This window comes from Streptomyces sp. NPDC044061, assembly GCF_056434305.1.
The window spans coordinates 14,595-32,034 of record NZ_JBWKFL010000011.1; the positions used below are offsets into that span (position 1 = coordinate 14,595).

Sequence of the window (17,440 nt, forward strand, 5' to 3'; positions counted from 1 at the left end):
GCCGCGACCCGGTTCCGACGGCGGTTCGCCTCCCGATCATCCTCCTGGAGGACCGTCGCCCGGCGAGTACTCGCTGATCACGTACCGGGCTTCGTCGTCGGCGGCGTTCGCCGACCAGTCCAGGGTGATCCGTAGTGGGTAGCCGGCGGTCGAGTAGCGGGCCTCCGCCGTGTCCGCTCCGTCGCGCCGCGCCTCTCTGAGTTGCTTCAGCAGGCCGCCGATGGTGGGCACGGCTTCGGGCGACCGTCGGACCACTCTGCGGCCCGGCTCGTCCAGCCCCGTCACGTGCGCCACCTTCCCGTCGCGCACTGTCACCCGGAAGGCGCCGTTCAGGAGCCGCTCTCCCCCGGTCGAGCGCAGGGTGTAGGTGTACGCGGACGGTTCCTTCCAGGCGGTGCTCTCGGCCCGCGCCGCTTCGGTCGACCGGGCCTCACCCTGGCAGGCGGCGGTCGCCCAGGCGAGTCCGGCGATCAGCACCATGCGCGGCAGCGGGGAACGGTGAACGGGTCGGACGGATCGCATGTCGGGGCCTTTCGCCTTCGCCGGCTGTTTCTCCTTCGACGCCGGCGGCCGGCGGGACGTTCACCCGGCCCGCACACGCCTCATGTCCGGGCGGCCTCCGGGGGCAGTTTGCGCCTCACCCAGATCCCCACCACCGTCACCAGCAGCACCGCGCACGCCGTGAACACCAGGCCGGCCCCGCGCAGCCCCAGCGCCACCGTCAGGGCGCCCACCCCGACGACCGGCAATGAGATCCCCACGTAGGCGACCACGAAGAACGCCGAGATGGTGGCGCCCTGATGTGCCTCCGGCGCCGCGGCACTCACCTCGGTCAGGCCCCCGCGGAACGCCATTCCCTGCCCCACTCCCCCGGTCACCGCACCGATCAGCAGGAGCGCGAGGGACTCCAGGAACAGTGAGGCCCCGATGAGGAGGAGTCCGGCGACGAGCACCGTGCACCCCAGGGGCAGGGCCCGGCGCGCGCCGATCCGCCCCATGAGCAGCTGCCCGCAGGTCGAGGCGCAGAACACGCAGAAGACGACGGCACCGGCAACCGCCAGGTTGCGTTCCCCGAGCGTCTGGGTGAGGAATGCCGGGGCCACGGCCGTGAACAGGCCGAGCATGGAGAAGCCCGCGAAGGCGGCCAGGGCGCACGGCGCGAACACCCCGCGCACCTCCGGCGGAACCTTCATGCCCTGGGGCCGCAGCGACGGCCGCGGATCGGAGCGGCGCACGGTCTCGGGCAGCAGGCAGACGACCAGCGCGGCGAGCGCCAGGAGCACCAGGTGGACGTCGAACGGGAGCTTGAGCGGGGACGGGGCGTACTCGGCGAGCAGGCCGGACACGAGGGGGCCGAGTCCCAGGCCGCCCATGTTGGCCGCGGTCGCCGCCAGTCCGGCACGGCCGCGACGGCCGGGCGGGGCGAGCTCGAGGACGGCCGCGGTGCCCGTACCGCTCAGCAGACCGGCCGAGAAGCCCGACAGCACCCGGCCGGTGTACAGCAGCGGCAGCCCTGCCTCGGCCAGGAAGCACACCGCGCTGAGCGCGCCCAGGCCGAGTGCGGCCAGCAGCACCGGGCGCCGCCCCAGCACGTCCGAGAAGCCGCCGGCGATCAGCAGGGCGGCGATGACGCCCACCGCGTAGACGGCGAACACCACCGTCACGATCAGTTCGGAGAAGCCGATCTGCTCCCGGTACAACCCGTACAGCGGTGTGGGCAGGGTGGTGCCCATCATCCCGATGGCGAAGACGGCCGCCGCGGCCTTGTAGCCGGGCCGGCCTCGCACCCGGCGGTGAGTCTCCGTGTCGCTGCTGATCACGCTCCACCTTAGACACGGGCCAGGGGGCATCCTGTGCGATCGCAACGCCTCACTGCGCCGTCCGGTGTCGGTTCACCCGGTCCCACGGCTCGTTCCGTGGTCCTGCCGGGTCTTGTCGCGGGGCGCATCAGGCACTTCAATGCTCCCTACCTCCCACAGGAGAACACCTGTCCCACACACCCAGTGAAGGGGTTCTTCTTGACCGCCGTACGCGCCACCGCCGTCACCGCAGCGGCCTGTGCCACCGTGCTCGCCGCCGCTCTGCCCTCCTCCGCGATCAACTCGTACAACGCCGCACCCGCGCCCGAACGCACCGAGGTCGGGGCCCTCGTGGCCACCTGGGACGACGACGGCGATCCGGCGACCCCGGACCGCGTCGACTGGGTGTGTTCCGGAACGATGGTCGACACGAACACGTTCCTGACCGCCGCGCACTGCACCACCGACTGGCCCGACGACGTGCGGTTCTACGTGTCGCTTGACCAAAACGTCCAGGCCGGACTCGACGCGGCCGCGAAGAAGTACCCGGGTGATCCGGCCGCCCAGGCGAACGCCGTCGCCGTGGCGGGCACCGCCCACACCCACCCCGACTACCCGGGCCCCGCCTCCGACCCGCACGACATCGCGGTGATCGAACTGCCCGCCGCGAAGGTCGCCTCCCGCTGGTCCTTCACGCCCGCCGCGCTGCCGGCCGCGAACCAGCTGGGCGCCATGGGCCCGAAGGGGCTGAACTCCACCGACTGGTTCGTCGCCGGGTACGGAACGCAGGAGGCGGTCAACGGACCGGGCGGCCAGACACATCCGGGCGGCGGCGTCCGCATGAAGGCGCCCGTGACCTTCAACGCCCTCAACAACGCCTGGGTGCGGCTCGGCATGACGGCGCCGCAGGGCAACGGCGGTGCCTGCTACGGCGACTCGGGCGGACCCAACTTCGCGGTCCTGGGCGGCAGGAACGTCCTCGCCGCCACCACGATCACGGGTGACACCCCGTGCTACGCGACGAACGTCGTCTACCGGCTCGACACCCCGGGCGCCCGGGCCTTCCTCTCCCCCTTCGTCGAACTGCCGTAGCCCCCGCCGGCGCGCCGGGCCGCCCATGACGAAGACGCTTGACATGAACCTTCCCAGTCGCGGTGCGACCGTACAGACTCGGGCCATGTCGATCGCACCCGTTGTCCTTCGTCTGGGCGGAACGGTCGCGGGGTTACTCCTCGTGGCCGCTCAGACGGTACCGGCCGCCGCGGCTCCGCCGCCCCCTCCACCCGTCACCGCGGCGGCCTCCGCCACCTGGTCCCCACCCCTGTCGACCCAGGGCCGCTACATAGTCGACGCCCAGGGCAACCGCTTCCGGCTGAAGGCCGCCAACTGGGACGGCGCGCAGGGGTCGTGGACGGGCAACGGCAGTGTCACCGACCCCGCCAACCACCACGCCGGCCAGAACTCCTACGGCATACCTCTCGGCCTGGACCGCGTGCCGCTCGACGGGCTGCTCGCCGACTTCCACGAGCTGGGGATCAACACCGTCCGGCTGCCGTTCTCCAACGAGATGATCCACGCCACGGCCCCGGTGCCCGACGCCGCCGTGGGCGCCAACCCCCGACTGCGGGGGAGGACGCCCCTGCAGGTCTACGACGCCGTCGTCGACGCGCTCAGCCGGAGCGGGTTCGCCGTCATCCTCAACAACCACACCAACACGTCCCGGTGGTGCTGCGGGATCGACGGCAACGAGCGCTGGAACAGCGGGCAGTCCACACAGCAGTGGGCCGACGACTGGGTCTTCATGGCCCGCCGCTACGCCGCCGTGCCCCGCGTGGTCGGCGCCGACCTGTACAACGAGGTCAGACGCGACGTTCTGGACGACCCCAACTGGGGCCTCGGCGACGACCACGACTGGTACTCCGCCGCCCAGCTGGCCGCCGACCGGATCCTCACCGAGGCCGACCCCCGTCTCCTCGTCGTCGTCGAGGGCATCAACTGGACCGGCGTGCCCGTCGACGGACTCCCGCACGGCCGACCGCAGCTCACCCCCGTGCGCACGCTCTCGCACACCCTCGTGGACGCCCACAAACTGGTGTACTCCGCCCACTTCTACGGTTACACGGGACCGCACCACAGCGGCGCCACCGGCATCGGCGAGACGCACGATCCCCGCTACCAGGACCTGAACCGTGAGCAGTTGGACACGGCTCTCGACGACGAGGCGTTCTTCGTCGAGGAGACCGGCCGGCACTACACCGCGCCCGTCTGGGTCAGCGAGTTCGGCATCGGCACCAGCGAGACGAATCCGGCCGCCCGCACCTGGTTCGGCAACATCACCGACTACTTCGCCGAGCACGACGCCGACTTCGCGTTCTGGCCGCTGGTGGGCTTCGAGGGCCACGACGACTGGGCACTGCTGCGCTACGACGGCGCCGGCCACCGCACCGGAGTCCTCGACTCCGGCGACTGGCGCGGTGCGGCGTGGCAGCACCTCGTGAACGCGCCGAGCACGACCGGCCCCGTGGCCTCCGTCCCCGTCTGGCGCATGCTCGGCACCGACCACGGTGACGCGGTGGAGTCCCTGCGCGTGCGGGCCGCGGGAGACTGGGATCCGGGAGCCCACAAGGCCGCCTGCCCCGACGGGTTGCGGCTCATCGGTCTGAGCCACACCACCGGTCGCGGCCTGTGCACCGACAGCGGCGCCGCCGAGCCGCGCACCTCCGAGGCGGGTCAGACGGTCGTCACCGACGAGCGGTACGTGCCCGCGGGCGGCGACTGGGCGTCCGGGTACATTAAACTCCAGTGCCCGGCAGGCAACTTCCTGATCGGCTACAGCCTGCGTGGGGAACGCCTGTCGGCGGCCCTGTGCGTGCCGGGTCGCACCCCGCTGTCGGGAGCCACGCGCACCGTGTGGTTCGACCGGTCCGACAACCGTCCCACCGGCGCCCCGGGCGGGGACTTCGCCTACGGCGACTACAAGGGCCAGTGCGGGGCGGACGAGTACGCCGCCGGGATCGCCTTCACCACCCGGTTCGGCAGCCGCCCGGGACCCGATGCCCTGCTGTGCCGCACCCTGCCGTGACATCGGCCCGAGTGGCCAACCCGTCTGGACCGGCCACGAGTTGACGGGCGGGGCTCTCCCGTGGGACCCACGGGAGAGCCCCCGGGAGCCGTACGCCGTACGGGTCACCGGCCCGCTGGGCGAAGCGGCTGCCGCCCGGGCGCGTCGGCTACACCACGAAGGCGTTCACGCGCCCCGCGGCGATCTGCTTCTTGCCCGTGACCGGCTGCGCGACCGCGGGCTGAGGCGTGGCGGAGTTGACGCTCCAGCGGTATCCGGCGAAGAGGGAGGTGCCGGGGTCGGCGTAGAAGATCATGTGGCCGTAGCCGACCCCGCTGTACTCGGTGTACGCGCTGTCGTCGTCGGCGAGTTCGGCCCGGGTGTCGGGATAGGCGCGGTAGTGGTCGACGCTGGTCTGGCTGGTCCGGTCGGGGCCACCGTGGGGGCTGTTGGTGCAGTCCACGACCTGGAAGAGGTGCGGGACCACACCGGTGATGCCCAGCTTGCCGTCCACGGAGGAGGACAGGGTGCCCAGGTACTCGCGGATCAGCACGGTGTGCCCGGTGTAGGGGGTGCTCTTGACGGCGGGGTCGTAGTCCCAGGCGACGATGTCGCCCGGGCGCAGGTTCACCGGCTTGGTCACCGGGTCGAAGTGCGGCACATCGGAGGCGTTGAGGAATCCGGCCTGCAGATCCTCGGCGTTGGGGAAGGACGTGGTCCGGGTCGAGCCGTCCTTCGGCGGGAAGTACTGGTTGAAGTACGCCGGGGTGGCCCAGCCGTACGCGGTGTCGGCGCCGTAGGAGCGTTGCAGCAGCGAGGTCATGAACGACGCGCACTGCGAGAGGTTCTCGAACTCCTCCGGGCGCCCGGGACGGCCCCAGGCCACCTGGGTTCTGCCGAGGTTCTCCCCGTTGGTCTGCTCGACGTTGTAGCGGTTGTGGCTCCACTGGTCGGCGCGCAGCCGCAGGTACTCCACCAGCGTCTCGGCCTCCAGCAGGTGCGGCGGCTTGAGCTTGTAGAGCCCGGCGGTGGCCGGCTCCGCCGCGGCGGCCCGCGCGGGCGAGACCAGCGATCCGGCGGACACGGCGAGCGCCAGGCCCGCGCCCCCGGCGAGGAGATGACGACGCGACGGGCGGGACGACGGACCGGAAAAGGACGTGGACAAGGCGCCTCCATGGAATCGAACGGTGACATCGGCCGTGGGACCGGCCGGTTGGGGAGGGTGATCCGGGCTCCCCGTCGCTCTGCGGGGCGATCCGGTCGACTCGGAGCACGCGTCTGTGGTCATGACGTTCCATGGATCCCCCGCTCGTTGCCTCGAACGTCGCCGCGATCTCCCCGTCCCGCCGCGAACGCCGCCGTCCGCCGGGGCGGACCGCAACGTGATGAACATACCGGCTGTCGATTTCCAGGAGCGGGTTCGTCGCCGTGCACGCGGAGGCCTTCGGTGTCCGCTCCCACCGGTCGGCGCACGGACGACGTCACGGTGCTACTCCTGCACGCCGCACACAACTGCCTGCTTGAACAGGACAGTTGATGTGCGAAGCTGTCCTGAACCGTCCACGGATGGGGCCGTGGCGGTGATGGAGAGGGGCGCGGTGTGGGGCAGGACGGCGGCTTCGGCGTGGCCGAGATCGACACCAGCAGGCCGCAACCCGCGCGGATCTACGACTACCTGCTGGGCGGCAAGGACAACTACGAGGTCGACCGGCGGGCCGGCGACGAACTCGCCGCCGCCGCACCCGAGGTACGCATCGGTCTGCGGGCCAACCGCGCCTTCCTGCGGCGCGCCGTCCGGTACGTCGTCGGCAGCGGCGTACGCCAGATCCTCGACATCGGCACCGGGCTGCCCACCTCGCCGAACGTGCACGAGATCGCCCGCGAGCCGGCGCCGGACGTACGCGTCGCGTACGTCGACAACGACCCGATCGTGGCCGCGCACGCGGGCGCGCTGCTCAGCGGCTCCGGCACGACCAGCGTCGTGCTCGCCGACGTGCGCGACCCGCGGGCCGTGCTGAACCATCCCGATGTCCGCCGGGCCATCGACTTCGACGAGCCGGTCGCGCTGCTCCTCGTCGCCGTCCTGCACTTCCTCACCGACGCCGAACAGCCGGAGCGGGCCGTCGCCACCCTGCGCGACGCGCTGTCGGCCGGGAGCTTCCTGGTGCTCTCGCACGCCACCGGCGACTTCGCCGACCGCAGCGCGGCACAGGCCGTCTACACCAAGGCGACCGCCACGCTGAATCTGCGCTCGTGCGGCGAGGTCGAACGGTTCTTCGACGGCTTCGACCTGGTCGAACCGGGCCTGGCCCAGGTCCCGTTCTGGCGCCCGGACACCACGCCTCCGCCCCGCTCGCACGAGATCGGCTTCTACGGGGGCGTGGCCCGCAAGACCGCCTGAGGGCGCGGGCGCGAGCCGGGGATCAGGCGGACTCCCGCACCACCAGCTCCGGGTCGAAGACGACCGAGGTGGGCTCGGTGCGGGTGCCGTGGATGTGCTCGTCGAGAAGGCGGGCCATGTCGGCGGCCATGTCCTCCACGGGCTGGCGGACGGTGGTGAGCCGGGGCCGGCAGACGCCGGCGACCGTGGAGTCGTCGAAGCCGACGACCGCGACGTCCTCGGGCACGCGGCGGCCCTGCTCGCGCAGCACCTGGCAGGCCCCCTGGGCCATGAGGTCGTTGGCCGCGAACACGCCGTCCAGGTCGGGGTGCTGGGCGAGCAGATCGGCCATGGCCGCGGCTCCGCTGTCCAGGGTGAAACCACCCTCGGCGACGGGGACGTAGGGCTGCCCGTGGCGGGCCAGTGTGTCGCGGAAGCCGGCCAGCCGCTCCTGACTCGCGCCGACCGCCAACGGACCGGAGATCGTGGCGAGTTCGCGGCACCCCCGGGCGAGCAGGTGCTCGGCGGCGAGCCGGCCCCCGTCCCGGTGGGCCAGGTCCACATAGCTGAGCGGGACCGGGCGGGAGGGGCGGGCGAAGAGCACCGCGGGCAGCCGGGCCTCGGCGAGCAGCGCGGGCAGGGGGTCGTCGGCGTGGCTGGAGACCACCAGCGCGCCGTCGGCCCGGCCCTGCCGCAGGTAGGTCAGCACCTCCTGGCGGGAGTCGGCCGACTCGGCGAACATCAGCACCGGGTGCACCGAGCGCGGTCGGAGGAAGCCGACGATCCCGGCGACCACCCGTCCGAAGAACGGGTCCGCGAACACCCGGGCGGCGAAGGCGGCTTGAGCCTCGTCCGGGGCGCCCCCCGCGCCGGAGACCACGAGCGCCACCGTCTCGGCCCGCCGGGTGACCAGGGAGCGTGCGGCCCTGTTGGGTGCGTATCCGATCCGCTCGATCGCACGCCGGACGACTTCCTGGATCGCCGGGTCCACGTTGCGTACGCCGTTGACGACCCGGGACACGGTCGCCCGGGAGACACCGGCCTCCCGGGCGACGTCCTCCAGCGTCGGGGCCTGTCTGCTCATGCCCGCACCCTAACCGCGCGGCGGCCTGGGAGGATAGAGCGCTCTCCAAGTCGGTTAGCCAGGTCAGTCGCCCAGGACCCGCTCCCACAGCAGCCCGTCCCGCCAGCTCCCATCGAGAAAGATTGAGGAGTGCGCCACGCCGTACGGGCTGAACCCGTTGCGGCGCAGCACCCGTTGCGACGGCAGATTCTCCAGATTGGTGGACGCCTCGGCGCGGTGCAACCCGAGTTCGTCCGTCATCACCCGAACTACAAGCCCGACGGCGCGCCCGGCGTGCCCTTCATTTTGGGCGACGCCGGCGATCCAGTAACCGACGGAACCGCGGCGAAGGTGCGGCTGCGGCAGGATGCCTCCGATGGTGACCTGCCCGATCACCCGGTCGTCGGCGAGTACCACGCCCGGCCAGACCACGCCGGCCCGGTATCCGGCCAGCAACCTGTCGATCCGCTCCGCCTGGCCCTCCGGGGTGAAGAAGTCAGCCGGTTGGGCCGGTTCCCACGGACGGAAAGCCTCGAAGTCCCGCACCCTATGCGCGGCGATCGGGGTGGCATCGGTGGGCTCTATCAGGCGGATCCTGGTGCTGTTGTGCATGGGCTGATCCTCATCGCGGTGCGTCGGACAAGACCGGCCAGCCTATGCGAGCCGCAAGAGCCGACACTTCTGGCCAAGCGCTTCATTCTGAAACGATCAGCGGCTCTCAGGCCCGGTCGCTCACGCGACAACAGTGCACATCCGTGCCCACGGCTGAGGTCAGAGCAGGCTTAGTGATTCCCTTCACCTCCCCTCTGAGCGGCGGAGCACTGCGAATGACCCCGGTAGGCGGTGCGGCGGGTCCTGCGTGGACGGGGTGACACCGGTGACCGGCGGGTCGGCCGGGATGTAGCCGTCGCCGTCGGGGTCCTCGGGTGAGAAGGCCGTCGACGGCGCCATGGCATGGCCGGGGTGCGCGATCGCGGCGGTGGTCCGGGGCGTTGAGGACGCGGCGACCGAGGTGAGGCCGAGTGTGGTCAGCAGCAGCGCGGAGGTGACCAGCGCTCCCGAGAGGATCTTCGATCTCCGTGGCATGGGGGCTCCTCGACGAAAGGTGGGGGCTTGCGGTCGTACGGAGATGGGAGAGCGCTCTCCCACCGCTGGAGTGTTGGGGCGGTGAGGTGAGGGCGTCAAGGGAATCGACCAAAGGATCAGAAGACCCTTTCGCTCACTTCTCGAAGGCAGGAGCGGCAACATGACGGTTACTCAGGAGCGTCGCACGGAAATTCGGTCGTAACTCTTGACGCATCGTTCACGCCAATGAAGCATCCAACGGCAAGAGAGCGCTCCCCGACCCCACTTCGTTCATTTCCTGAACAAGGAGAGCCGCGCATGCCCCCCTCCTCCCCCTCCTCCCCGTCCGCCCCCTCCCCCTCGTCACCACCCCCGGCGTCCGTCGGCCGCCGGACCGTGCTCGGTGCCGCGGCCGCGGCGGTGCCCGTGCTGGCCGGCGTGTCCGCGCCGGCCAGCGCCGCCACCGCATCCCGAAAGTCGCCGCGCGCCCTGCCCGGCGGGGGCGACCTCGGCCCGAACGTGCTCGTCTTCGACCCCGCCACGCCCGGCATCCAGGCCAAGCTGGACCAGGTCTTCCGGCAGCAGGAGTCGGCCCAGTTCGGCACCGGCCGCTACGCGCTGCTGTTCAAGCCCGGCACGTACAACGGCCTCAACGCCCAGATCGGCTTCTACACCTCCATCGCGGGCCTCGGCCTCTCCCCCGACGACACGACGATCAACGGTGATGTGACGGTCGACGCGGGGTGGTTCAACGGCAACGCCACCCAGAACTTCTGGCGTTCGGCGGAGAACCTGGCCCTGGTGCCGGCCAACGGCACCAATCGCTGGGCGGTGGCCCAGGCCGCGCCGTTCCGTCGTATGCATGTGCGCGGCGGGCTCAATCTCGCCCCGTCCGGCTACGGCTGGGCGAGCGGCGGCTACATCGCGGACAGCCGGATCGACGGTCAGGTCGGTCCGTACTCGCAGCAGCAGTGGTACACCCGCGACAGCGTCATCGGCAGCTGGCTCAACGGCGTGTGGAACATGGTGTTCTCCGGCGTCCAGGGCGCCCCGGCGCAGAGCTTCCCGAACCCGCCGTACACCACGCTCGACACCACGCCCGTCTCCCGCGAGAAGCCGTTCCTGTACGTCAGCGGCAGTGAGTTCCGGGTCTTCCTGCCGGAGAAGCGGACCAATGCCCGCGGTGTCACGTGGGGCAGCGGCACACCCCGGGGCACGTCCCTGCCGCTGTCGCAGTTCTACGTCGCCAAGCCGGGCGTCAGCGCGGCGACCCTAAACCAGGCGCTGGCCCAGGGGCTGCACCTGCTGCTGACACCGGGCATCTACCACGTGGACCGGCCCATCCAGGTGAGCCGCCCCAACACCGTGGTGCTGGGGCTGGGTTACGGCACCCTTGTGCCGGACAACGGCACCACGGTGCTGAAGGTCGCCGACGTCGACGGCGTACGGCTCGCCGGTTTCCTCGTCGACGCGGGGCCGGTCAACTCCGCGACCCTGCTGGAGGTCGGTCCGGCGGGCGCGTCGAAGGACCACTCGGCCAATCCGACCACGGTGCAGGACGTCTTCGTGCGCATCGGCGGCGCGGGCGCCGGCAAGGCGACCACCAGCATGGTGATCAACAGCCGGAACACCATCGTCGACCACACCTGGGTGTGGCGCGCCGACCACGGCACCGGCGTCGGCTGGGAGACCAACCGCGCCGACTACGGGGTCGTGGTGGGCGGCGACGACGTGCTGTGCACCGGACTGTTCGTGGAGCACTTCAACAAGTACGACGTGCAGTGGAACGGCCAGCGGGGCCGCACGATCTTCTTCCAGAACGAGAAGGCGTACGACGCCCCGAACCAGGCCGCGATCCAGAACGGTTCCGTCAAGGGCTACGCGGCCTACAAGGTCGGCGACGGCGTGACCGCACACGAGGGCTGGGGCCTGGGCAGTTACTGCTACTACAACGCCGATCCGTCCATCGTGCAGCACAACGGCTTCTCCGCCCCGAACCGTCCGGGTGTGAGGTTCCACGACCTGCTGGTGGTCTCGCTGGGCGGCAACGGCCAGTACGAGCACGTGATCAACGAGACGGGATCGCCGACCTCGGGCACCTCCACGACGCCGTCGACCGTGGTGTCGTACCCCTGACGCGCTGCCTCCGCATCGCCGGTCCGCCGCGCCGCACGGGCGGCGGCGGACCGGCACGCGGGAGCGCTCGGCACGAGTGGCGTCGCTGTGACCGAGCAGTATCGTGAAGGTGTCTTCGCGCCCCAGGTACCGGCTCGCCCGCCGGAACGACAGGAGGGGTTCCGATCGTGGACATGAAACTCGAGGTCGTGGTGGTCCCGGTTTCCGATGTCGACCGGGCGAAAGGCTTCTACGAGGGGCTGGGATGGCGGCTGGACGCCGACTTCCCCACCGACGACGGCTTTCGCGTGGTGCAGCTGACCCCGCCGGGTTCCGGGTGCTCGGTGATCTTCGGCGACGGAGTCAGCTCAGCCGCTCCGGGATCCGCCGAGGGCCTGCACCTGGTGGTCTCGGACATCGAGGCGGCGCGCAAGGAACTGGAGGGGAAAGGCGTCCAGGTGAGCGAGGTCTTCCACGACGCGGGCGGTGTGTTCCACCATGCGGGCGCCGAGAATCGGGTGTCCGGCCCGGATCCCGAGCGCCGCAGCTACGCCTCGTTCCTCTCGTTCAGCGACCCCGACGGCAACGGCTGGGTACTGCAGGAGATCACGGAACGGCTGCCGGGCCGATGACACCGGGCGAGCCGTCATGACCCCGACGGTGGATCCGGACCGCTCGCACTGGGACGTGATCGTGCTGGGCGGCGCCGCGGCCGGGGAGAACGCGGCGCAGTACGCCGGCCAGTTCTCCGGGCTGTCCACCGTGCTCGTCGAGAACAGCCTGCTGGGCGGCGAGTGCTCCTACTGGGCCTGCATGCCCAGCAAGGCACTGCTGCGCCCGGTCGAGGTGGTGGACGCGGCCGCCCATCTGCCGGGGGTGTCGGCCCGTCTGGAGGCCGCCGAGGTCCTCGCCCGGCGCGATCAGGTGACCAACCACCTGGACGACACCTCACAGGTGTCCTGGGCCCTGGGCACCGGTATCGACGTCGTACGCGGTTACGGGCGGCTGGCGGGCGAGCGCACCGTGGTGGTCGGCGGCCCCAACCGTCCGGACCGGATGCTGACGGCCGGCCACGCCGTGGTCGTCGACACCGGCTCCCGCCCGGCCGTGCCGGACGTTCCGGGGCTGCGCGCCGCTCTGCCGTGGACGTCGCGCGACGTGACCACGATGCGCGAGGTGCCCCGACGTGTGATCGTCGTCGGCGGCGGTGTGGTCGCCTGTGAGGCGGCCACCTGGCTGCGTGGGCTGGGGGCGACCGACGTGTCGGTCGTGTACCGCGGCGAGGGGCTGCTGGCCAGGAACGAGCCCTTCGCGGGGACACTCGTCGGCGAGGCGCTGCGGGACAGCGGGGTACGGCTGCACCCTGGACGCACCCTGTCCCAGGTGAAGAGGTCCGATGCCCGGGACACCGGCCAGGGTCACGTCCACGGCGGCGAGATCAGCGCGACGCTGGACGACGGCACGGTGCTGGTCGCCGACGAGGTCGTCGTGGCCACCGGGCGCGTGCCGAACACCGACGACATCGGCCTCGACACCGTCGGGCTCGGCCCCGGCGGGTACTTGCCCGTCGACGACCACCAGTGCGTGCGGGGGGTGAACGGCGACTGGCTCTACGCGATCGGCGACGTGTGCGGCCGTGCCCTGCTGACCCACATGGGCAAGTACCAGGCCCGTATCGCCGGCGAGGTCATCGCGGCACGCGCCCGGGGATCCGCCGAACTGCCCTCCGCCGAGGCGGGACACATCGGGCTGCCCCAGGTCGTCTTCACCTCCCCGGAGGTCGGCAGCGCCGGAATGACCGAGCACCAGGCGCGAGAGGCCGGCATGGACGTGGAAGTCGTCGAGTACGACCTCGCCGCACTGGCCGGCACCTACGTCATGCGCGCCGGCTACCGTGGCCGCGCCAAACTCGTCGTCGACCGCGCCGACGACGTCGTGGTGGGAGCCACCTTCGTGGGTGCGGGCATCGCCGAACTCGTGCACTCGGCGACGATGGCGGTGGTCGGCCGGATTCCGCTCGACACGCTCTGGCACGTGGTCCCCAGCTACCCGACCGCCAGCGAGATCTGGCTGCGGCTGCACGAGACACTCCGCGCGCAGCGGCATGCGCGCAGCGAGCCGTGACGGATCGTTCCCCGGTGTGACCGAACGCCGTGGCCGGTCCCGGTCTAGGAGCGTCGCCGCGTCACTCGTGCGACGACCGTGCCGATCACCGTGATCACCAGTCCGATCCCACCGAAGATGAGCGGCAGCAGCCACAGCGAGGCGAACCCGTTGATCCGCGCGTCGTCGGGGGAATCCGCGCGGTAGAGCACCTCGACGTGCTCACCCACGTCGTACGAGGGCGGGTTGGAACCCGTGGAGCTGCGGAACGTCCTCCGGGTGCCGTCGGCCGACGTGAACTCGACCACCGGGTACGCCGCGGGCCTGTCGTCCACCCGCTTCCTGCGAGTGCCGCTGTCGTGGTCCTTCCGCCAGTCCAGGGCCACCACCGTGCCCTGAGTGCGCTTCGCGTCCGCCAGGTAGGAGACCGACACCCCCGCCAGGATCAGTCCGATGGTCAGGAACAGCGCCCCGAACCCGACCACCACGAACACGATCCACCGGCGGGCACGCGACCCACGAACCCGCACCTGCACCTGCACCTGCACCGACGTCCCCCTCATGTCTCCAGACCGAGAGGGACGCTACGCCACAGCCGGTCAACCGGTGCGGCGGGGCCTCGTGTCACAGGTCGAACTCCACGTGTTCGAGCTCGGTGTACTCCACCTCCAGGCCATGGGCACGGCGGCCGTTGTCACGGAAGTAGACCTCGCCCAGGACCTCTGCCGCGATCCGCCGCAGCTGGTCCTCGGTGGCGCCGGACTCCTGGGCCTCGAAGAGGCGGGCGGCGTGGCGTGGGGGCAGGGTCAGGGTCGGACGTCAGGCCGGGCCACGTCACCCGCGTGCCTCGTCCGCCGCGGGCCCGGACGGTTTCCGCCACACGAACACCTCGGTGCCGGGCGCGCGTTCGCTGAACAGGCCCGCCGAGGACCAGTTGCGCAGCGTCCGGCACAGGTCGGCCTCGAAGGCCTCACGGTCCGGGCCGAACAGGCCGGGCGCCGAGTAGGACATCGAGAAGACTCCGGCCACGACGTCGTCCTCGGCGCGTTCCAGCACCCGCCCGCCGGGGACGACATGCCGCTCGGGCCCCAGGAAACCGGCCCGCGCGAGCACGGCGGGTTCGCCGCCCGGTGTCCCGTTCGGCAGCACTCCGCGCCCCGCACGACGGAGCGGACCCAGGTATCTCCTGACCAACGCGTCGATGGCGCCGTAGGGCACACCGGGATGCGGCAGCCCCTCGCTGCCGCGCCGCTCGCCCTTCAGGTCGGACAGATGCACCAGCGCCCCGCCGGGTTGGAGCATGCCGTGCACGGCGCGGGCCACCAGGTCGCGGTCCATCCAGTGGAAGGACTGGGCGAAGACGGCCACGCTGAACGCGCCCAGCCCCGCGGGGAGTTCCTCGGCCCGCATCCGCACCCACCGCGTCCGCCCGGCCGCTACCCCGTCGGCGGCCCGGCGTCCGGCCTCCGCGATCATGCCGGGGTCGGGGTCCACACCGACCGCCTCGCGGAACACCGGCGCGAGGGGCAGGGCCACCGTGCCGGGCCCGCACCCCACGTCGAGGAGCCGCCCGGTGCCGTCGAGCCCGAGCACGTCCGCCAGCAGCGGCACCAGGCCGGGGGCGTACGGCAGCCTGCCCCGCGTGTAGTACGCGGCGGTCCCCGCGAACAGGGTCTCGTCCCACTCCCAGCCCTCGATCACCACAGACTCCTCCGCCTTCCCGATCGTGGGCCCGCGCGGCGACACCAGACGCCCAAGGGGACCCTTCCGCACGTCGCGGCACCGCTCGACGGTAGGTTGATCGCCATGAGTGACAACGTGTACTTCGACATCACGATCAACGACGCGCCGGCCGGCCGGATCGTCTTCAAGCTGTACGACGACGTGGTTCCCAAGACCGCCAAGAACTTCCGTGAGCTGTGCACCGGGGAGCACGGCTTCGGTTACGCCGGTTCCTCGTTCCACCGGATCATCCCGCAGTTCATGCTGCAGGGCGGCGACTTCACCCGGGGCAACGGCACCGGTGGCAAGAGCATCTACGGCGAGAAGTTCGCCGACGAGAACTTCACCCGCAAGCACGACCGCCCGTACCTGCTGAGCATGGCGAACGCGGGTCCGAACACCAACGGCTCTCAGTTCTTCATCACCACGATCGTCACGGACTGGCTCGACGGCAAGCACGTCGTCTTCGGCGAGGTCGTCGAGGGCCAGGACCTGGTCGACCGGATCGAGGGCGTCGGCAGCCGGAGCGGCGCGCCCGGCGCGAAGGTCACGATCTCCGCGAGCGGCACGGTCTGACCGGCGCCCTGACGCGGTCGCGGGCGACGACAGCGGCCCGGTGACGGCGCCGGCCGGTTCCCTTCCGGCGTCCGGCCGGCTGCCCCACTCGGCGCACGCCGGCGAGGCGCGCCCGGGTTTCACGGCGGTCGCTCAGGGCAGTCGGTGCGCGTGGTCTCGTACGGGCCGGAGCGGCGTGTGTACATGCCGGCGCTGCGGGCCGGCTGGCTGACCCAGACGTTCGTCCACTGGGCCGTGTCCCCGGATCAGGTCCAGCGCCTGCTGCCGGACGGTCTGGCGGTGGACACGTACGACGGAGCCGCGTGGGTGAGCCTCACGGCGTTCGTCATGGCGGGTCTGCGCCCGCCCGGGCTCCCGGCGTCCGTTCGGCTGCCGTCCTTCCCGGAGACCAATCTGCGCACCTATGTGCGGCTGCCCGACGGGCGGGACGGGCTGTGGTTCCTCTCCCTCGAGGTGGGCTGCCCCGCGATGCTGGCCGTCCGCGCGATCGGCGCCCCGTGTCACCTGGGCCGCCTCGATGTGTCGCGGCGTCCGGACACGGTGACCTACACCGGCTCCCGCCGGGGCGGCGGGCCCTCGTACCGGCTGACCGTCCGGCTCGGTGAACCGGTCACGCCCACACATCGGGACGTGTGGCTGACGTCGCGCTGGCGGGCCTTCACCCGGCGGTTGGGCGTCCTCTGGGAGACGCCCGTCGAGCACGAGCCCGTGCCGCTGCGCGCCGCCTCCGTCGACTCGCTGCGGGAGACCCTGACCCGGGCCGTGGGGCTGCCCCCGCCCGGCGCGGAGCCGCTGGTGCACTTCTCGGACGGGGTCCGACAGGTGCGCCTGGGCGGCTCGCGCCCCGTGCGTGGGGCCCACGGCCTCGCCGGCCGGCTCGGCAACCGGTCCGCGGCGGTCCGATGAGCCGCCCCGCCACGGATTCCGGCGGGCCGGGACCGCTGCGGTTCGACGGCTGGATCGCCGGTGTCGGGACGACCTCCGGCACCCGCCTGGTGGTGGGGCACTGGGCCGGCTCGCCGTTCGGCCGGTTCAGCGATGTCATGCTCGAACGGCCCGACGGCCACCGGCTGCTGCTGGCCCCCACCCGGGAGACCGCGCGCTTCGTCGGCGACACCTACGCCTTCGACGAGACACGGGTCGTACCCGTCCGGGTGCGCGCCGGGGAAGACGGCTGGACCGTCGTGGCCGAACCGCTGCTCCACCTGCGTTTCACCGTCGGGCGGCGGGGCGTGACGGGACTGCTGCTCAGGGCCGTTCCGGGTTCGCTGGCCGCCCGGCCGGCCTGGACCGTCGTGACGGACCCGGTCGCGCGTCTGCTGCTGGGCGTGCGGACCCGGGGAAGCGCGGGCGGGGGCCGGCGCGAGTGGTACGGCGCGCGCGACCTGCGTCCGATCACCGCCGCGACCGCCACGTACGAGGGCCGGGACCTCGGCGTGCTCGCGACGGTCGTCCCGCCGGTGCGCTTCGGTTTCGGTTCGACGCCCCGCAGGCCCTCCCTCACCCGCGTCACCACCACGGTCCTGGCACCGCACCCGTCCGTCTGAGCCGCCGGT

Annotated in this window: 17 protein-coding genes and 1 pseudogene; 9 read left to right on the forward strand and 9 right to left on the reverse strand. The window is 71.7% G+C overall.

What is annotated here, in order from left to right:
• Window positions 1–36: 36 nt before the first annotated feature.
• On the reverse strand, window positions 37–522 hold the full coding sequence (locus AC07CM_RS18850; RefSeq protein WP_478877529.1) for a DUF6174 domain-containing protein: 486 nt from the start codon (window positions 520–522) through the stop codon (window positions 37–39).
• 80 nt (window positions 523–602) lie between these two features.
• Window positions 603–1,817 (reverse strand): MFS transporter, encoded by a 1,215-nt coding sequence (locus AC07CM_RS18855; protein ID WP_478877784.1) that lies wholly within the window; start codon window positions 1,815–1,817, stop codon window positions 603–605.
• A gap of 201 nt (window positions 1,818–2,018) precedes the next feature.
• On the opposite strand from AC07CM_RS18855, the gene AC07CM_RS18860 reads away from it, so the two are divergent.
• Entirely contained in the window at window positions 2,019–2,891 is an 873-nt protein-coding gene (locus AC07CM_RS18860; RefSeq protein ID WP_478877530.1) for a trypsin-like serine protease, read from the forward strand.
• Between the two features lie 85 nt (window positions 2,892–2,976).
• Complete coding sequence (locus AC07CM_RS18865; RefSeq protein WP_478877531.1) at window positions 2,977–4,881, forward strand: glycoside hydrolase family 5 protein; 1,905 nt, start codon at window positions 2,977–2,979, stop codon at window positions 4,879–4,881.
• A 148-nt stretch (window positions 4,882–5,029) separates the two neighbouring features.
• On the opposite strand, the gene AC07CM_RS18870 is transcribed toward AC07CM_RS18865, so the two are convergent.
• Window positions 5,030–6,025 (reverse strand): hypothetical protein, encoded by a 996-nt coding sequence (locus AC07CM_RS18870; protein ID WP_478877532.1) that lies wholly within the window; start codon window positions 6,023–6,025, stop codon window positions 5,030–5,032.
• A 435-nt stretch (window positions 6,026–6,460) separates the two neighbouring features.
• Here AC07CM_RS18870 and AC07CM_RS18875 point away from each other — a divergent pair, with 435 nt between their 5' ends.
• Window positions 6,461–7,261: an SAM-dependent methyltransferase gene (locus AC07CM_RS18875; protein WP_478877533.1), complete on the forward strand. Its 801-nt coding sequence runs from the start codon at window positions 6,461–6,463 to the stop codon at window positions 7,259–7,261.
• A gap of 22 nt (window positions 7,262–7,283) precedes the next feature.
• On the opposite strand, the gene AC07CM_RS18880 is transcribed toward AC07CM_RS18875, so the two are convergent.
• From AC07CM_RS18880 to AC07CM_RS18890, 3 genes are all read right to left on the reverse strand, one after another.
• On the reverse strand, window positions 7,284–8,324 hold the full coding sequence (locus AC07CM_RS18880; protein ID WP_478877534.1) for a LacI family DNA-binding transcriptional regulator: 1,041 nt from the start codon (window positions 8,322–8,324) through the stop codon (window positions 7,284–7,286).
• A 63-nt stretch (window positions 8,325–8,387) separates the two neighbouring features.
• The gene (locus AC07CM_RS18885; RefSeq protein WP_478877535.1) at window positions 8,388–8,915 is read right to left on the reverse strand and encodes a GNAT family N-acetyltransferase; all 528 of its coding nucleotides are present in this window, start codon (window positions 8,913–8,915) and stop codon (window positions 8,388–8,390) included.
• Window positions 8,916–9,098: 183 nt separating this feature from the next.
• Complete coding sequence (locus tag AC07CM_RS18890; RefSeq protein ID WP_478877536.1) at window positions 9,099–9,389, reverse strand: hypothetical protein; 291 nt, start codon at window positions 9,387–9,389, stop codon at window positions 9,099–9,101.
• A gap of 297 nt (window positions 9,390–9,686) precedes the next feature.
• On the opposite strand from AC07CM_RS18890, the gene AC07CM_RS18895 reads away from it, so the two are divergent.
• From AC07CM_RS18895 to AC07CM_RS18905, 3 genes are all read left to right on the forward strand, one after another.
• On the forward strand, window positions 9,687–11,504 hold the full coding sequence (locus AC07CM_RS18895) for a coagulation factor 5/8 type domain-containing protein (protein WP_478877537.1): 1,818 nt from the start codon (window positions 9,687–9,689) through the stop codon (window positions 11,502–11,504).
• Window positions 11,505–11,671: 167 nt separating this feature from the next.
• Window positions 11,672–12,115 (forward strand): VOC family protein, encoded by a 444-nt coding sequence (locus AC07CM_RS18900; RefSeq protein ID WP_478877538.1) that lies wholly within the window; start codon window positions 11,672–11,674, stop codon window positions 12,113–12,115.
• Between the two features lie 16 nt (window positions 12,116–12,131).
• A complete protein-coding gene (locus AC07CM_RS18905) occupies window positions 12,132–13,607 on the forward strand; it encodes a dihydrolipoyl dehydrogenase family protein (protein WP_478877539.1) in 1,476 nt (491 codons plus the stop codon).
• Window positions 13,608–13,651: 44 nt separating this feature from the next.
• Here the strand turns inward: AC07CM_RS18905 and AC07CM_RS18910 are convergent, their stop codons facing one another.
• The 3 genes and pseudogenes from AC07CM_RS18910 to AC07CM_RS18920 form a co-directional block, all read right to left on the reverse strand.
• The gene (locus AC07CM_RS18910; RefSeq protein WP_478877540.1) at window positions 13,652–14,149 is read right to left on the reverse strand and encodes a DUF3592 domain-containing protein; all 498 of its coding nucleotides are present in this window, start codon (window positions 14,147–14,149) and stop codon (window positions 13,652–13,654) included.
• Window positions 14,150–14,210: 61 nt separating this feature from the next.
• Window positions 14,211–14,399, reverse strand: a pseudogene (locus AC07CM_RS18915) (telomere-protecting terminal protein Tpg); the annotation flags it as partial.
• Window positions 14,400–14,420: 21 nt separating this feature from the next.
• Window positions 14,421–15,287, reverse strand: a complete 867-nt coding sequence (locus AC07CM_RS18920) for a class I SAM-dependent methyltransferase (protein ID WP_478877541.1) — start codon at window positions 15,285–15,287, stop codon at window positions 14,421–14,423.
• Between the two features lie 105 nt (window positions 15,288–15,392).
• Here AC07CM_RS18920 and AC07CM_RS18925 point away from each other — a divergent pair, with 105 nt between their 5' ends.
• The 3 genes from AC07CM_RS18925 (at window position 15,393) to AC07CM_RS18935 (ending at window position 17,431) form a co-directional block, all read left to right on the forward strand.
• Window positions 15,393–15,884, forward strand: coding sequence for a peptidylprolyl isomerase (locus AC07CM_RS18925; RefSeq protein ID WP_478877542.1), 492 nt, complete (start codon window positions 15,393–15,395; stop codon window positions 15,882–15,884).
• Between the two features lie 144 nt (window positions 15,885–16,028).
• Window positions 16,029–16,790 (forward strand): YqjF family protein, encoded by a 762-nt coding sequence (locus AC07CM_RS18930; RefSeq protein ID WP_478877543.1) that lies wholly within the window; start codon window positions 16,029–16,031, stop codon window positions 16,788–16,790.
• Window positions 16,787–17,431, forward strand: a complete 645-nt coding sequence (locus AC07CM_RS18935) for a hypothetical protein (RefSeq protein WP_478877544.1) — start codon at window positions 16,787–16,789, stop codon at window positions 17,429–17,431. The genes AC07CM_RS18930 and AC07CM_RS18935 overlap by 4 nt, the downstream gene beginning before the upstream one ends.
• Window positions 17,432–17,440 lie beyond the last annotated feature (9 nt).

Excerpts from the sequence above, each read along its gene's own strand:
- AC07CM_RS18850 (WP_478877529.1), bottom strand. The coding sequence starts at position 522 with ATGCGATCCGTCCGACCCGTTCACCGTTCCCCGCTGCCGCGCATGGTG.
- AC07CM_RS18865 (WP_478877531.1), top strand. The coding sequence starts at position 2,977 with ATGTCGATCGCACCCGTTGTCCTTCGTCTGGGCGGAACGGTCGCGGGG.
- AC07CM_RS18880 (WP_478877534.1), bottom strand. The coding sequence starts at position 8,324 with ATGAGCAGACAGGCCCCGACGCTGGAGGACGTCGCCCGGGAGGCCGGT.
- AC07CM_RS18885 (WP_478877535.1), bottom strand. The coding sequence starts at position 8,915 with ATGCACAACAGCACCAGGATCCGCCTGATAGAGCCCACCGATGCCACC.
- AC07CM_RS18890 (WP_478877536.1), bottom strand. The coding sequence starts at position 9,389 with ATGCCACGGAGATCGAAGATCCTCTCGGGAGCGCTGGTCACCTCCGCG.
- AC07CM_RS18895 (WP_478877537.1), top strand. The coding sequence starts at position 9,687 with ATGCCCCCCTCCTCCCCCTCCTCCCCGTCCGCCCCCTCCCCCTCGTCA.
- AC07CM_RS18905 (WP_478877539.1), top strand. The coding sequence starts at position 12,132 with ATGACCCCGACGGTGGATCCGGACCGCTCGCACTGGGACGTGATCGTG.
- AC07CM_RS18910 (WP_478877540.1), bottom strand. The coding sequence starts at position 14,149 with ATGAGGGGGACGTCGGTGCAGGTGCAGGTGCAGGTGCGGGTTCGTGGG.
- AC07CM_RS18925 (WP_478877542.1), top strand. The coding sequence starts at position 15,393 with ATGAGTGACAACGTGTACTTCGACATCACGATCAACGACGCGCCGGCC.
- AC07CM_RS18935 (WP_478877544.1), top strand. The coding sequence starts at position 16,787 with ATGAGCCGCCCCGCCACGGATTCCGGCGGGCCGGGACCGCTGCGGTTC.